At 50.0% G+C, this 14,691-nt stretch carries 16 protein-coding genes; 9 read left to right on the forward strand and 7 right to left on the reverse strand.

Annotated features, from left to right (window positions below):
- The first annotated feature begins 193 nt into the window (after positions 1–193).
- Positions 194–772: a Uma2 family endonuclease gene (locus tag ACKFKF_RS23200; protein ID WP_446869860.1), complete on the forward strand. Its 579-nt coding sequence runs from the start codon at positions 194–196 to the stop codon at positions 770–772.
- On the opposite strand, the gene ACKFKF_RS23205 is transcribed toward ACKFKF_RS23200, so the two are convergent.
- Positions 769–2,340 (reverse strand): bifunctional pantoate--beta-alanine ligase/(d)CMP kinase, encoded by a 1,572-nt coding sequence (locus tag ACKFKF_RS23205; protein ID WP_446869861.1) that lies wholly within the window; start codon positions 2,338–2,340, stop codon positions 769–771. The genes ACKFKF_RS23200 and ACKFKF_RS23205 overlap by 4 nt on opposite strands.
- Before the next feature lie 185 nt (positions 2,341–2,525).
- Here ACKFKF_RS23205 and ACKFKF_RS23210 point away from each other — a divergent pair, with 185 nt between their 5' ends.
- Positions 2,526–3,284, forward strand: a complete 759-nt coding sequence (locus tag ACKFKF_RS23210) for a ferritin-like domain-containing protein (RefSeq protein ID WP_446869862.1) — start codon at positions 2,526–2,528, stop codon at positions 3,282–3,284.
- A gap of 179 nt (positions 3,285–3,463) precedes the next feature.
- A complete protein-coding gene (locus ACKFKF_RS23215) occupies positions 3,464–4,378 on the forward strand; it encodes an alpha/beta fold hydrolase (protein ID WP_446869863.1) in 915 nt (304 codons plus the stop codon).
- Positions 4,379–4,420: 42 nt separating this feature from the next.
- Here ACKFKF_RS23215 and ACKFKF_RS23220 read toward each other — a convergent pair whose 3' ends face one another.
- The 3 genes from ACKFKF_RS23220 to ACKFKF_RS23230 are packed head-to-tail and all read right to left on the reverse strand — an operon-like array spanning position 4,421 to position 5,658.
- Positions 4,421–4,618 carry a DUF6887 family protein gene (locus ACKFKF_RS23220; RefSeq protein ID WP_446869864.1) on the reverse strand — a complete coding sequence of 66 codons (198 nt, stop codon included), beginning with the start codon at positions 4,616–4,618 and terminating at the stop codon, positions 4,421–4,423.
- A complete protein-coding gene (locus tag ACKFKF_RS23225; protein WP_446869865.1) occupies positions 4,615–4,803 on the reverse strand; it encodes a DUF6888 family protein in 189 nt (62 codons plus the stop codon). The genes ACKFKF_RS23220 and ACKFKF_RS23225 overlap by 4 nt, the downstream gene beginning before the upstream one ends.
- A gap of 60 nt (positions 4,804–4,863) precedes the next feature.
- Positions 4,864–5,658: a creatininase family protein gene (locus ACKFKF_RS23230; RefSeq protein WP_446869866.1), complete on the reverse strand. Its 795-nt coding sequence runs from the start codon at positions 5,656–5,658 to the stop codon at positions 4,864–4,866.
- A gap of 203 nt (positions 5,659–5,861) precedes the next feature.
- Here ACKFKF_RS23230 and btpA point away from each other — a divergent pair, with 203 nt between their 5' ends.
- On the forward strand, positions 5,862–6,710 hold the full coding sequence (btpA, locus tag ACKFKF_RS23235; protein WP_446869867.1) for a photosystem I biogenesis protein BtpA: 849 nt from the start codon (positions 5,862–5,864) through the stop codon (positions 6,708–6,710).
- A gap of 70 nt (positions 6,711–6,780) precedes the next feature.
- Here the strand turns inward: btpA and ACKFKF_RS23240 are convergent, their stop codons facing one another.
- Entirely contained in the window at positions 6,781–7,107 is a 327-nt protein-coding gene (locus ACKFKF_RS23240) for a c-type cytochrome (RefSeq protein WP_446869868.1), read from the reverse strand.
- A gap of 303 nt (positions 7,108–7,410) precedes the next feature.
- Between ACKFKF_RS23240 and petG the strand changes: the two genes are divergently transcribed.
- Both petG and ACKFKF_RS23250 read left to right on the forward strand, forming a co-directional pair.
- On the forward strand, positions 7,411–7,524 hold the full coding sequence (petG, locus tag ACKFKF_RS23245) for a cytochrome b6-f complex subunit V (protein ID WP_446869869.1): 114 nt from the start codon (positions 7,411–7,413) through the stop codon (positions 7,522–7,524).
- Positions 7,525–7,727: 203 nt separating this feature from the next.
- Positions 7,728–8,429: a DUF1361 domain-containing protein gene (locus tag ACKFKF_RS23250; RefSeq protein WP_446869870.1), complete on the forward strand. Its 702-nt coding sequence runs from the start codon at positions 7,728–7,730 to the stop codon at positions 8,427–8,429.
- Positions 8,430–8,501: 72 nt separating this feature from the next.
- Here the strand turns inward: ACKFKF_RS23250 and ACKFKF_RS23255 are convergent, their stop codons facing one another.
- The gene (locus ACKFKF_RS23255; RefSeq protein WP_446869871.1) at positions 8,502–10,871 is read right to left on the reverse strand and encodes a putative PEP-binding protein; all 2,370 of its coding nucleotides are present in this window, start codon (positions 10,869–10,871) and stop codon (positions 8,502–8,504) included.
- A gap of 134 nt (positions 10,872–11,005) precedes the next feature.
- Here ACKFKF_RS23255 and ACKFKF_RS23260 point away from each other — a divergent pair, with 134 nt between their 5' ends.
- Positions 11,006–11,707 carry a ComF family protein gene (locus ACKFKF_RS23260; protein WP_446869872.1) on the forward strand — a complete coding sequence of 234 codons (702 nt, stop codon included), beginning with the start codon at positions 11,006–11,008 and terminating at the stop codon, positions 11,705–11,707.
- A 251-nt stretch (positions 11,708–11,958) separates the two neighbouring features.
- Here the strand turns inward: ACKFKF_RS23260 and ACKFKF_RS23265 are convergent, their stop codons facing one another.
- Positions 11,959–12,318 (reverse strand): hypothetical protein, encoded by a 360-nt coding sequence (locus ACKFKF_RS23265; protein ID WP_446859640.1) that lies wholly within the window; start codon positions 12,316–12,318, stop codon positions 11,959–11,961.
- A 368-nt stretch (positions 12,319–12,686) separates the two neighbouring features.
- Between ACKFKF_RS23265 and ACKFKF_RS23270 the strand changes: the two genes are divergently transcribed.
- Both ACKFKF_RS23270 and ACKFKF_RS23275 read left to right on the forward strand, forming a co-directional pair.
- Positions 12,687–13,214 (forward strand): adenine phosphoribosyltransferase, encoded by a 528-nt coding sequence (locus ACKFKF_RS23270; RefSeq protein ID WP_446869873.1) that lies wholly within the window; start codon positions 12,687–12,689, stop codon positions 13,212–13,214.
- Between the two features lie 93 nt (positions 13,215–13,307).
- The gene (locus ACKFKF_RS23275; protein WP_446869874.1) at positions 13,308–14,357 is read left to right on the forward strand and encodes an ABC transporter permease; all 1,050 of its coding nucleotides are present in this window, start codon (positions 13,308–13,310) and stop codon (positions 14,355–14,357) included.
- Positions 14,358–14,691: the final 334 nt, after the last annotated feature.

Genomic DNA, 14,691 nt, shown 5'->3' on the forward strand with positions numbered 1-14,691 from the left:
GCTTTTAGATCCAGGAACGCCCCCTAAATCCCCCACGAGTGAGGGACTTTGAACCAGAATTCCTCCTGAAAGTCCCCCAAGATTGGGGGGTTGGGGGGCAGAAGCCGTGAACAGCGAAGCGGAAAACCTCTTATCGAATTCACGTTTTGTTAGGCTACGTTTGGCTACCCATCGCGTCACACCGAGGCAGACCATGACCGCACTCATTGTCAATTTGCGTCCGACGATCGACCTCACCGATGAACAGTTCTATCACCTGTGTCAAAACAATCCCGACCTCCGCTTTGAGCGCACCGCAAAAGGAGAACTGATCATCATGTCCCCTACAGGTGGAGAAACCGGAAAACGAAACTTTAGCCTGACCACCCAGCTTGGAATTTGGACAGAACAAGACGGCTCTGGCGTGGGCTTTGATTCTTCAACCGGATTCAAACTGCCGAATGGCGCAAACCGCTCTCCCGATGCCGCCTGGATTCTCAAAGATCGCTGGAATGCCCTCACTCCCGAACAGCAAGGGAAGTTTCCACCGATCGCCCCCGATTTTGTCGTCGAATTGCGCTCCCAAACAGACTCCTTAGAAACGCTAGAAGCCAAAATGCAGGAATACCTCGACAACGGCGTGCGACTCGGTTGGCTACTCGACCCCCAAACGCCCCAGGCAAAAATCTATCGCCCAGAGCAGTCTGTACAAACCCTACTTTCTCCCACCACACTCTCTGGTGAAGACGTACTTCCAGGCTTTGTGCTAGATGTAAAGCGAGTCTTGGGTTAGCCTCGATCGCATTTTTCTTGATAAAGAGACACGATCGTCTTCACTACGTCATCAATACTGAGATGATCAGTTTGCAGTTCGATCGCGTCCTCTGCTTTTCTCAAAGGTGAAATCGTGCGGGTGCTGTCTTTGCGATCGCGTTCGGCAATCAGTTGTTCTAGCTGTTTGAGATCGATGGCTTCTTTACCCTGATTTTTGAGGTCTTGCTGTCTGCGTCTGGCTCGTTCTTGCACTGAGGCGGTCAAAAAGATCTTGAGTTCTGCGTCAGGAAAAACGTTGGTGCCAATATCACGACCTTCGACGACGATGCCGCCCCGTTGACCAAACTGCTGTTGTTGTCTGACGAGAACTTTTCGCACGGCCGCTTGAGCCGCGATCGCCGACACCTGAGCCGTCACTTCCAAAGTGCGAATCGCCTCGGTGACATCTTGACCATTGATCAAAATCCGTGTGGAATCAGGCTGATTGACAAACTCGATCGAGCAGCGGCTCACCAACTCGGCAATTTCTGGCTCGTCGTCGATCGCCACTTCTGACTTCAAAACCAGCCAGGTCAACGCCCGATACATTGCTCCCGTGTCTAGATAGAGCAAGCCCAACGCCTGAGCGACCAGTTTGACAACGGTGGACTTTCCGGCACCGGCCGGGCCATCGATCGCCACGATCGGTTGACGAGTTTGCAGACGAATATTGTCAATCAAGCGTGTCGTACCCAGACGAGCCGCGATCGCCAACAGCCCTCTGTCTTCGACTTCATTCAAAGGTTCAAGAGTCGTTGGGTTGACCAATTCAACGTATTCGGGCTTCATATCGGGTACTTTCTCCAGTTCTGTCTTAACTGCCTGAATTAAATTAGCACTCAACCGCTCCCCAGATCGAAAAGCTTTCTCGGCTTGAGAGAGTCCTCGATACAAGGCGGTTGCTTGGTTCCTTTCTTCTAAACTCAAATACTGATTCCGGGAACTCAGCGCCAAACCACTCAATTCTCGAACAATTTCGCAGGGCACTATTTGAACAGGCAAATTCAAATCGGCCACCAATCGCTGAATAACTGCCAACTGCTGGGCATCTTTTTGACCAAAATAAGCGCGATCGGGCTGCACTAAGTTTAAGAATTTTGTCACAATTGTCGCCACTCCTTCAAAGTGCCCCGGCCGAAACACACCACACATGACTGACAGCATCGACGGCGGTGGCATCACTTGAGTAGGTTGCAAACGACTGACTCCAATCTCTTGCAGAGTCGGCGCAAAAACAACATCCACGCCCGCCTGTTCACAGAGTTGGCGATCGGCTTCTAGCGTGCGCGGGTAGCGATCAAAATCTTCATGAGGGCCAAACTGAAGCGGATTGACAAAAATCGTCACGACAACAATTTTGTTTTCTCGTCTCGCTCGTTGAATCAGGCTCAAATGCCCGACATGCAGAGCGCCCATTGTCGGAACTAACCCGATCGTCAGCGCTGGATTGCCCGACAAAATCTCTGTAAACTCATCCGATCGGGGCTGTTTGCCACGGCTGAGATCCAAAAAACAACGAAGTGCCGCAACAGTCGTAAACAAGCGCACCAGAAACCCCCAGAATGATCTCGCTTTGTAACTTTACTTAAGTGTATAGAATTCGCTTTAGAGGTGGCATTGAAAAAGAATGAAGGATGAAGGATGAGGGATGAGGGATGAGGGATGAGGGATGAAAGAGTCCTCTGTTTGCGTTGAAGCGTTAGAATTCCAGGAAGTAGGGGTTATAAAACTTTATGAACTTTTTCACTCAAATTCTGCACATTGTTGGATCTGGGGCAACGGCTTACATTTCGGCTCGGAGTATGCGCGATTTGCAGACGCGACCTGACGTTTTGGCAGCGTTTCAATTAGCGGAGTCTGGCTCAGTTCCCTTTTTGGAAGCCTTGCGCGATCGTGCTCAATCAGAAGGCAATGACTGGCTCGCCGAACGGCTCGATCGACACGCGGCGGATGAGCGTCGTCACGGACAGATCTTTGCTCACGCCCTCAAACAATTGAATAAACAGGTGATCGATTTCAAGAAGATGCCGCAAAAAGTGGTCGATGGCAGACCCGATGAGCGCAAACAAAGTCCTTTCTTTGGCGCTTACTTTGAAGGCTACTCGCAAGACGATCTCAAGCCCGCCAACATTCCCTGGACTGTATTCTTTGGCAGCACCTACATTCTGGAATTGGATGCGAGTCAAGACTTTTTGCGGATGGCTAACACTTTGCCCGAAGATGAACCTCGCAGCGCCAATCTCAAAAAAGGCATGATCAGCATCGCCCAAGACGAAACTAGCCACGCAGCTTATCTACGCGAAGCAATGGAACGCTACCTCGGTGAAAGCGTGACTCAAACGACGATCAACGAATGGCGCACCCGCAAAGTCAACGCCATGATGGCTATGGTGAGCAACTTCATTCAAAAGGCTGGCAAGATGCCCTCAATGGTGCAAGAAGGCGCACCCGTAGAGATGGAGCGTCAAGAGCCAGAAAAAGTGGCGGCGTAGGGCTAAAGACCAAAGACTAGAAACCTATTCTGTCCAAAGTCCAATGCCACAGTCCAATGTCTGATGTCTAAAGTTCAACGTCTTCTGTACGATCGGCCGTGAATCAGAAAGCATTTCATGGCTGATCCCCTTCTCGCTACGTCCTACAATATGAGAGGCGCGTTAATTATTCGTAACTCATGCAGGTAGCTCCTTCCGTTGCGTCAATTCCGGGACAGTATTGGACTTGGCGACAACAGCCCGTCTATTACGTCAAAGCCGGAGAACGATACTCAGATTACCCTCCAGGGGAACTGCACAGCAATCGTCCCCCTTTATTGTTGGTTCACGGATTTGGGGCATCGACCGACCATTGGAAAAAAAATATTGCCGGACTCAGCCAGGACTTTGAAGTTTGGGCGATCGACTTGATGGGGTTTGGGCGATCGGGCAAGCCAGATTGGAAGTATAGCGGTGACCTCTGGCGCGATCAGCTTCACGAATTCATTACCGAAGTCATTGGTCAACCTGCTGTCCTGGCTGGAAATTCTTTAGGCGGCTATGTGGCGCTTTGTCTAGCATCCCAGCGTCCCCAGTCGGCAGCAGGACTGGTTCTCATCAACAGCGCTGGCCCATTTACAGACATTCAGGGGACGACCAAGCCAGATCCCATCCGGCAGGTGATGGGCAGCGTAGTGACGACGCTGTTTCAGCAGGATTGGGCAAGTTATTTGCTGTTTAAGTACATTCAGCAGCGATCGGTGATTCGCAAAACGCTGGAGAAGGTCTATCTCGACCAGAGTGCCATTACGGATGAGTTGATCGAAGATATCTATCGTCCGTCTTTTGACCCTGGAGCCGAAAAGGTCTTTGCGTCTGTGTTTCGCACGCCCCAAGGCGAAAAGGTTGATGTGTTGCTCCATGAGTTGACTAAGCCACTTTTGATGCTGTGGGGTGAAGGCGACCCGTGGATTAATGCGAGAGAACGGGGCGCAAAGTTTCGCAGCTACCATCCCCAACTGACGGAATATTATCTGAATGCGGGGCATTGTCCTCATGATGAGATTCCCGATCAGGTGAATGAGTTATTGCGATCGTGGGTTCTCAGTCTCTAGTGAAGCGTCACAGTCTATACGAGCTTCTGTTGAAAATTGGGTCTAGTCCGATCGCTCTTCAGAAGCTTTTTGTTTGGCTTTGATTAGTTCAACGAGGTGCTCCATCGATCGCACCTTCACACGAGGACTGGCATACACTTTGTCCATAAAAGCGTGGAAAGCCTCATCATCATTTCGATGCTCCAATACATAAACTCTGAGTTCTGCTTTCGTCATTTCTGCAAAATTTGGTTTATTCATGGAAATTCTGTCTCTCCGTTACGGTTGATGGTGATCTCGATCGTTTCTCCAGCCAAAATTGCGATTTTATTGTCCCGCAAATCTAGCCGCACCAGGTAAATTGGCAGAAACATATTCGTGAGTTCTTGGCAAACTCGGAAGCACTCAAGCGTCTGGGCGGGAGTCGGTAAAAGCGAACTTCTCATTCCTATTGTGTATCCAAAAATTCGGGAATGTCACCCGGACAACGTTCTGAGAGTTCCCAATTACTCCGCATTCAAAAACTCCAGATAGGAACTGCTGATTTCTTTGACCGCCAACTCGTAAAGTTGTTTGCCATGTTCTGGAGTTGCTAGAGCGGGATTTGACCCCATGCGCCCATCAGGATAGCGCCGCCGAAAATCGATCGCCCCATAAATCGGATGACCCTTCGCAACCTCTTCGCTCAAGGGTGCCTGCTTAATCGATTCAGGATAAATGTACTGAGTTAAGGCGACTTCGCTGGGCGTGGCGTGAGAACCTTCCTGGTCGCCATACAGTTCTTTAGCCAATCGGTAGACCGACCCGCACATATACCAATTGCTGATCTGACACTGCACGCGATCTCTTTGAGTTACCCGCAAGGGGTCGCTGCCCTCAAGTCGCAAATCTGCCAGATGCGCGTAGGTTTCAGAAAAAGCCGCTTTCATCGTTGCCACATTACCGCCGTGACCGTTGATGAAGAAAAACTTGCGAAAGCCCGATCTCTTCGAGTTACCCGCAAGGGGTCGCGCCAGACACGTCACATAATCGCGAATCATCAAAATCATCGTGCTGGGACGCAAACTCATACTTCCTGGAAACGCCGTGTGATGCAGTGCCATACCGACATTGATAGTAGGAGCGACGATCGCCTGGGTTACCTCCCCGACTCCACGCGCGATCGCTTCTGCACAAATCGCATCTGTGCTAATCAATCCAATCGGGCTGTGCTGCTCAGTCGAACCGATCGGCAAAATAATTCCGTTGGACTGCTCTAAATAGCGCTCAACTTCTAACCAAGTACTCAGATGTAGCTGCATGATCTGTCTCAATAAGGTCTTGCTTCACTATAAATAGGGGGACACGCTTTGGTAGGATGACTGAGCGTTAGCAGGGACACCTCGCTGATTCTCACGCTCGAAAACGTTTATAGGCGGCAAATTCAGGCACAGTAAAAAGTTATCATTCAGATAGTTGAATAGATAGTTGAACCTTTGCTGCTGAAGCCGACATTGTTAGGCACGTGGATCTAAAACAAGTCTTTAAAACCCCAAACCCAATCATTGGTGTGGTTCACCTCTTGCCCCTGCCCACTTCTCCGCGCTGGGGTGGCAATCTCAAAGCAGTCTTCGATCGCGCCGAACAAGAAGCAACCGCATTGGCCGCAGGAGGCGTAGACGGCATTATTGTCGAAAATTTCTTTGATGCGCCGTTTCCCAAAGATCAGGTCGATCCGGCTGTGGTCAGTGCGATGACGCTGGTAATTCATCGGCTTCAAGGGATGGTAACGCTGCCGATCGGGATTAATGTCTTGAGAAACGATGCTCGAAGTGCGATCGCCATTGCCTCCTGTGTCGAAGCTCATTTCATTCGAGTCAACGTCTGGACGGGCATCATGGATACCGATCAGGGCTTGATCGAAGGACGGGCCCATGAATTACTGCGCTATCGGCGAGAGTTGGGGAGTGATGTCAAAATTTTGGCGGATGTGTTGGTGAAACATGCTCGTCCCCTGGGTTCGCCTAATTTGACGACGGCGGTGCAGGACACGATCGAGCGGGGACTTGCCGATGCAGTGATTCTGTCGGGTTGGGCGACGGGCAGCCCTCCGAGTCTCGAAGATTTAGAGTTGGCCAGTGCGGCCGCGAGTGGAACGCCCGTTTTGATTGGCAGTGGTGCCGACTGGGAAAATATTCCGACTTTAATGCAGGCAGCGGATGGCGTGATTGTCTCCAGTTCTCTCAAGCGACAGGGCAAACGAGAGCAAGCGATCGATCCGATTCGGGTCAGCCGTTTTGTCGAAGCAACTCGGCGCAGCATTCCAGCCCAAGAGTCAGAGAAATCAGTGTCTTCGATGAGTTTGCATCCTTGAAGAATCGGCTTCGAGCGGAATGCGATTCCCTCAGTTTAAGATTTGACCTGGACTGGATGAAGCGCTATTCTCAAAGGCTTTCTAAGTAGCTCAAGAGATCGGCCATTTCTTGGGGACTGGGTTGGAACTGGGGCATCGGGGGGGTTTTGCCGCTAATCACCTGCTCGATAAGCCGAATGTGAGATTTGCGGTTTGAGACCCCTTTGAGACTGGGGCCGACTTTGCCATCGGCCATCAGCCCGTGACAGCCCGCACAATTCATTTGAAAAATGGCGTGACCCATCACCTCATCCCCCGATCGAGACAACACTTCTCGAATGTAGGGGTCAGGCTTATGAAACTGGTACATGCCCAAGATCGCCAGCACGATCGCAAGGGAAATCACCAGAGTCGTCACAAGGATTCTCTGGACAAGATTTTCAGGTTTCGCAATCTGCTCGTTCAAAAGTCTTTACTTCAGGAAGATATGTAACGGAAATCATTCATTTACTAAACAGACTTTAACAAATTTTGGCAAAACATTCATAGCAAGTCAGGAATGGATGCCGAGGAGTGGACAATGCAAAGCGAGGTGGAGCAAAGCTTAAATCTTGTTGAGTCCAGAGTTTTTTGATTTTTTGGGCGATCGCATCCATTAGGATCTCTAGTAGCGATATATTGAGTAAATGTATCAGAACCTTAAAAAACCAGGAGCGCGATCGTGATTGAACCGATTCTGTTAGGCATTGTGTTGGGGCTTATTCCGGTGACGCTGGCAGGGCTGTTTGTGGCGGCCTACACACAATACCGTCGCGGCAACCAACTCAACCTGTAGAAGAGATGTAGAAATTGGGCGGTTGTCTAATTTCTCCAACGTATTAGAAATACTTTGACGGTGAGGATGAGTCGATCGGCTTGTCCTCATTTTTCTTGTCCTCTTTTTTAGTGTATTTTCTGCTGAAGCGTTGTCGATTTGTCACACGGCTGACAACCCTTGCTATTAGACTGCCAGCATTGCTGTGTTAGGGATGCTCGTATATGGAACCTTCTTTGCTCAAATCTATTCTTCTCAGCGCCCTCGAAATTTTGCACGGGAATGCCAGATGGATGGGGTGGAATTTGTTTTTGGCATTGGTGCCGCTGGCTTTAAGTGTGCTGCTGTTTCGTCACACTCAACTAGGCGCTTCGACGCTAACCCTGCCCCCGATCGCGTTGCAGTCTCGTCACCGTTCTGGGCTGTGGTGGGTTGGGGTTGTTGTGTTTGTCGCATTTTTGCCCAACGCGCCTTATATTTTGACGGATGTAATCCACTTTATTGATGATGTTCAAGTCACTGGCTCTGAGGTCTGGCTGACCACGCTAGTCATCATTCCGCTGTATGTATTGTTTATTTTTTCTGGTTTTGAGTCGTACGTTTTGTCGTTGATTAATGTGGGATATTATTTAAACCAACGTGGTTTACGACGCTATGTTTTGGTGATGGAGTTAGCGGTACATTTGTTGAGTGCGATCGGGGTTTATTTGGGTCGTTTTTTGCGTTACAACAGTTGGGATTTAGTGACTCGATTGGATGATGTCATGCTGACCATGATCGATGATCTGACTGGGAAGCGGCCGCTGTTGGCGATCGTCGTCATTTTTCTACTCACTACGGCGCTCTATTTACCATTTAAGCAAGTGACTTTGGCGGTGGCTGCTTATTCTGAAAAGGACACTCACTCAGCCGTCGATCGCCCTTAGCGCTGCAAATTTGATAGTAAATTTCAAGCGTCTCCAGATAGCGAGTTTATTGAATTCACGCTCTCATGCTGATCAGTGCATTCGGCTCCCTTTGTTTAGCAGGCGTTGTTCGGCGCGGGCGATCGCTCGATAAGTGGCCTCAACCGAATTGGGATCAACCGAAATGGTCGTAATGCCAGATTGAATCAACCGATCTACCAGTTCAAGATGTTGAGTCGAGACAGCGCCGCAAATTGAGCAAGGAATCTTTAAGCGTCGAGCGGTTTTGACCAGATGATCGATCGCACTTAAGACAGCCGGATGCCGTTCGTCAAAGGCAGATGCCATCAGGCTATGGTCGCGATCGACCCCCAACAATAATTGAGTGAGATCATTGGTGCCGATCGAGATGCCTTCAACACCTGCCTGCACATATTCAGGAAGCAAAAATAAGATAGAAGGCACCTCTGCCATGATCCAAAGTTGAAACTGAGATTGCTGGATCAGCCCTGATTGCTCAACTCGTTGACGACAAAAAACAAACTCCTCGACGGTACGCACAAAAGGCAATATCAGCCTGAAATTAGAGTAGCCCGCCTGTTGCACTTGATGCAGTGCCGTTAGCTCGACTTCAAACAAGGCCGGATTCAACACATAGCTAAAAGTCCCTCGAATGCCCAGCATGGGATTGGTTTCTAAAGAAACGGACGCGCCGCCCTCCAGAGATCGAAACTCATGCGATCGCAAATCGAGTGAGCGATAAAACACCGGACGAGGCGCAAAGGCTTCTACAAATTGACGAATCTGATCGGCGAGGCGATCGATCAATTCCGCTTGTCTGCCCTGTTGCAACCATAAATGAGGATGTTGCCCATCGAGAATCGACAAAATCATCAGTTCCGATCGCAGCAAGCCCACGCCGTCGATCGCCAGACTGGCTGCTTGATCGAGTCGATCCACCTGACTTAAATTGACCATGAGTTGAGTCGCGATCGGGCTGGAGCGTTCTGCCGGGGTCGTGGTGTTGATTTCAGCCTCAGAATTTTGCAGCGTCAAGTCCATCACGGGCGGAGTGACTTCTTTTTGGGGTTGAGCGAAATAGATTTCTCCCCGATCGCCATCCACAAATAGCCAATCGCCAGTCTGGATGCGCTGGGTGGCTTGAGCGGCTCCGACGACTGCGGGAATGCCAAACTCTCTGGCAACGATCGCCCCGTGGCTCGTCATTCCACCTTGTTCTGCAATAATGCCAACGGCTTGTTTGAGCAGCGGCAACCAGTCCGGCAAAATCATCGGAGTCACCAAAATTGTGCCCGGCAAAATCTCTGAGAAGCTGGAATGCAGATCGGTGATCACAGTGGCTTGAGCCGTTCTTTGTCCCGGTGCGGCTGCCAGTCCAGACACGATCGGAGGAGAACCTGATTGGATTTGTAGGGCTGGCTCATGCTCTAATTTTGAAGACTCTGCGCCTAAAGAACCAGAAATCTGACTGCTGACCTGCGTGATATAAGTCGAGTCGCAGCGCGTCCATTCCAAAACCAACAGGGCACTAAAGTCGGCAGTCAACCGCTGGGCAAGCTGTCCAAACTGCTGCAAATCAACGGAGCCTAAAACAAACTGCTTATCTTGAAGGTCACTGAGTGCATAGGATGCAAGCGGTGACGCAAAGGATTCAGACAAATCAACCACGGGCTGAGAAACGCGATAGGCGATCGTCTTGCTGCCCAACTTTTGAGACTGCACAGACCCATCTTCGAGCGTGATCTGATAGAAATCGGGTAGCACTTCTCCGTAGGCGATCGCTTGTCCCAATCCCCAGGTAGCCAACACTTCCCAGTGAGTCTGCTGGCGCTGTAGATAGCCCGATGCCGTCGCATTCAACACAGGCTGAACAATCACCGCGAGTTGAATTTGATGAAGCTGCAAGTTCGATCGCTGCCAGTAGAGTAGACTTCTCGCACGAAAGATCTGGGCCCACAGCTTTTTGAGGGCGGCTTCTAGCGATTTGCCATCTGTTCTACAGATCTGGCTATCTAATAAGCTGGTCGCTTCTGGATGAATTGTCGGCGTGAATCCATTCACCTTGGCACCCGTCACCGTTAGAGACGGCCGCAACATCACCGCTGACGCTGGTTCTAATTGAGAAACTGCCAATCCTAGCTGAGAAATCCACTCCGCAGGTAAAGGAGTCGCCGCGATCGTCTGCTGAATTTGTCGAGCGATCGCCTGAAGCTGAAGTGCATCTTCTACATTGACATGCAGTGACGATTGGGCCAGATCAAAAAAGAGCGGATCTGACCATTCGATACTGTCCAAAAATTCTCGAAACAGCGCCGTCGAAACCACAAAACTCGGAACGATCGCATACCCTCTCTGCCACAGATAGCTGAGATGAAGGGCTTGATCTCCGACCTGCTGATGATCTTTGGTTTGAATCTGGTCGAGCCAATAGAGGTTGTCCACTCATCCAAGCCAATTGCGCTGTGTCTGATTCTATGATGAGCGATCCCCCTTCGGACGATTCCTTAGAATGATTGAACGATTGAGCGAGTTTTGAGCGACTGGGCATCTTGAGAGAAGACCTGCGATCGCCTCCTATGCTTCAAAATCTTCTCAACTTCTTTTTACAATCCGCTTGTGCCCTGTGTGAACGATCAACGGCGGGCCTGTTTTGTCCGACCTGTGAAAAGCAGCTAAAAGCCTGTCAGTTTGAGCATCCAACTCAATTTTGGCAGGGGTCATCTCCATTTTTTGCCTGGGGCGCATATCGCGATGGACTCAAGCGCACGATCGCTCACCTCAAATATGACAATCAGCCCCAATTGGCTTATCCACTCGGACAGTGGTTGGCTCAGTCTTGGCTAGAAACCGATCTGAGTCGCTCTAAATTAACAGTGGTGCCAATTCCTCTGCATCCTGACAAACAGCAGCAGCGCGGCTTTAATCAAGCAGAACTAATCGCCCAAAGCTTTTGTGAGTTTACAGGCTATCCCCTACGTCACGTGCTGGAGCGAGTGCGATCGACCGAGGCGATGTTTGGTCTATCTGCCGATCGGCGGGCTGCCAACTTAGCCCAGGCTTTTGATTTAGGGAAACAGTTTAGGCGCGATCGTCCGGCTCATCCTGTTTTGCTGATCGACGACATCTACACCACAGGAGCCACCATCAAAGCTGCCACACAAACGCTTCACCGATACGGCATCCGGGTTCGAGGAGTCGCAGTCGTCGCAAAACCACAGCTCTGGAAGGAGAAGGGAGGAGGGAGGAGGGAGGAGGGAGGAAAGTATGACTCTGCCTAATCTTCAGAGATCGGCGTTGCTGAATCAGGGGATGAATCGCCCCAAAGCGGCGGGAACCCCAAGGTTCAAAGTCCCCCAATCTTGGGGGATTTAGGGGGCGAAAAGATGGACACTTTCCACAGAGTCATCCCTCCAATCAGCAACGCCCAGAGATCAGTATTCCTCGTTTTAGACCACCTTTGCTAGCTGAATGCTAACCAGAGAACGTTTGCCCGTGTCGCCTCCTCCCTCCTCCCTCCTCCCTCCTCCCTTTAACGCGGACGCACGATCGACTGAGGCGGCACTTCTGAGGAGCCAAAGACGGGACTCGGATCTAAGCCTGTGATTTGCTGAAACTGATCAGGAGTCAGAGTGCTGGTGATTTCTGCAACTTCCCAGTGTTTGAGAAGGGTGTGAACCTGATCGAGAAAAGGAATGCCTCTGGGCAACGTGACGGTGAGCCAATGGGTGACGATCGTCTCGGTCAAAGCAAGCTCAATCAACGGTGACGCATAGGTTTGCAGCAGTTCGTTTAAGTAGGTTGCAAACGATTCTGCTTCGCTGCCTTCTAGCTGATAGCTGCTGACAATATGCTTGACTCGCTGTTGACTGAGTTGTTGCTCAAGTGTCATCCAAACTCCAATCTTTTTTGTGAATTGATTTTTGTGAATTGATCTGTGGCTATCGTCACCAACATACGACAATTTCTAGCTTATCTTAACTTGATTAGAACGGTTCACTCAGAAGGGCGATCGCGGACTCGTTTCTAACCAATCGGTTGCCCAACATTGAACAAAAAATCTTAGATAAAACGGCTGAAAAGCTTGTAAAATGGCATTCTTAGCTATTCTCAGTCATAGGTGTTTTGTCATTGAGCGCACGGTAGAGACGGCATTACAAGAGCCACGATCGCTGATTTGATCTCAATTCTCTGATGGTGTATCGCTTTGATCTGATGACAAGTGCCCCAACTTGTGAGATAACCCAACTCATACCCTTATTGCCGACAAGCCCTATGGATCTCAAAGCGCTGATTCGCGAAATTCCAGACTTTCCCAAACCTGGCATTCTCTTTAAGGACATCACCACGCTGTTACAGAATGCGGAAGGGTTGAACTATACGATCGATTTGCTGGCTGAGAAATGCGCTGAGTTTTCACCTAACTGCATTGTGGGCATGGAGTCACGCGGCTTTATTTTTGGCGCACCGCTGGCTTACAAAATGGGAATCGGCTTTGTCCCCGTTCGCAAACCTGGCAAGCTGCCCTCTGCTGTTCATTCGATCAAATACGAGTTGGAATATGGCACCGATTGCCTAGAGATTCACAAAGACGCGCTTCAAGGGGGCTGCCGCATTCTCATGGTTGATGACCTGATCGCCACAGGCGGAACCGCAGGCGCAACGGCTCGTCTGATTCAAAAAACAGGCTGTGAACTGGTCGGATGTGCCTTTGTCATTGAGCTAAAAGATCTCAACGGTCGGAGTCAGCTACCAGATGTTCCGATCGTCACCCTGGTTCAATATTAGGATATAGTTCACAGGTCATTTGTTGGCAGGTCAGACGCAAGATCAAAACCGACGAATGGCCGTCTACCTTCTAAACGCGACGAGCCAAGCAATATGACTGTATCAACCCGTGGAAAGCTGCGATCGAGTTGGGATGGCTTTACCGAAGCGCTCACCAGCGAGACGACTGTGTATGTGGTTAAGCGATTGCTTCAAGCGTTGCTGACTCTACTTTTGGCATCTGCGCTTAGTTTTTTCATTATTGAAATGGCTCCGGGTGACTATCTGGATACACTCAGAGAAAACCCTAAAATTTCACCGGAACGCATTGAGCAACTCAAACAGCAATTTGGGCTAGACAAGTCCTGGCCAGAACAATATGGTCGCTGGCTGTGGCGGGTGGTGACTCAGGGCGACTTTGGGACGAGTTTTGCCTACAATCGATCAGTGGCTTCTCTCCTATGGGAGCGAGTTCCGGCGACGTTGCTGATTGCGATTTCTTCGCTGATTTTTACCTGGTTGGTGGCGATTCCGATGGGGATTGTTGGGGCGATTTATCAACAGCGTTGGATCGATCGCGTTTTGCAAGTTCTCAGCTATTCGGGTCAGGGGTTTCCCAGTTTTATCACCGCCTTGTTGCTCCTGATTTTTGCTCAAAACACGTCGCCGTTGTTTCCGGTCGGAGATATGACGAGCATTGATCACGCTGACCTGAATCCCTTGGGCAAAGTTTTGGATATTGGCTGGCACATGATCTTGCCAACGATCGCCCTGAGTGTGGCCAGTTTTGCCGGGTTACAGCGAATTATGCGAGGACAACTGCTCGATGTGTTGCGACAGGACTACATTCAAACCGCCCGTGCTAAAGGACTTCCTGAAAACAAAGTCGTCTACGTTCACGCGCTGAGAAATGCCATCAACCCGATCATTACTCTCTTAGGATTCGAGTTTGCCGGATTGTTGAGCGGTGCCTTTATTGCAGAATTTTTCTTTAACTGGCCGGGTCTGGGACGGCTGATTCTCCAGGCGCTACTGGTTCAAGATTTGTATCTGGTGATGGCCAGTCTGATGATGGGCGCAGTTATGCTGATTTTAGGAAACCTACTGGCTGACCTATTACTCAAAGCAGTCGATCCTCGGATTAATCTGGCAGACATTAACTGAGGGATAAGGAAGAAGGGAGGAGGGATGAAAGGGTGATTGTTGAAGGCTAGTTTCGTTTGACGAATTTTGTTTGATGAATTGCGTGAAGCGATCGCCGTCTCTTGCCGATTCCCACGACTGACCTTTTTAGCACTCTTAGGAGATTTCCTCTAATAAATCTACCCGGCTGTCTCCATTGAGAGTTCTGCAAGTCAAAGTCCTCCAGAATGGGGGGATCTAGGGGGCTTCCCAAGATTGGTAACTTCTTTGCTAGAAATCTCCTTAACAAAACGTGAATTTGATGGAATTTTCTCGCTTCGTTATTCAGCACTTCTGCCCCCCAACCCCCCAATTT

Source organism: Phormidesmis sp. 146-12 (assembly GCF_052939495.1).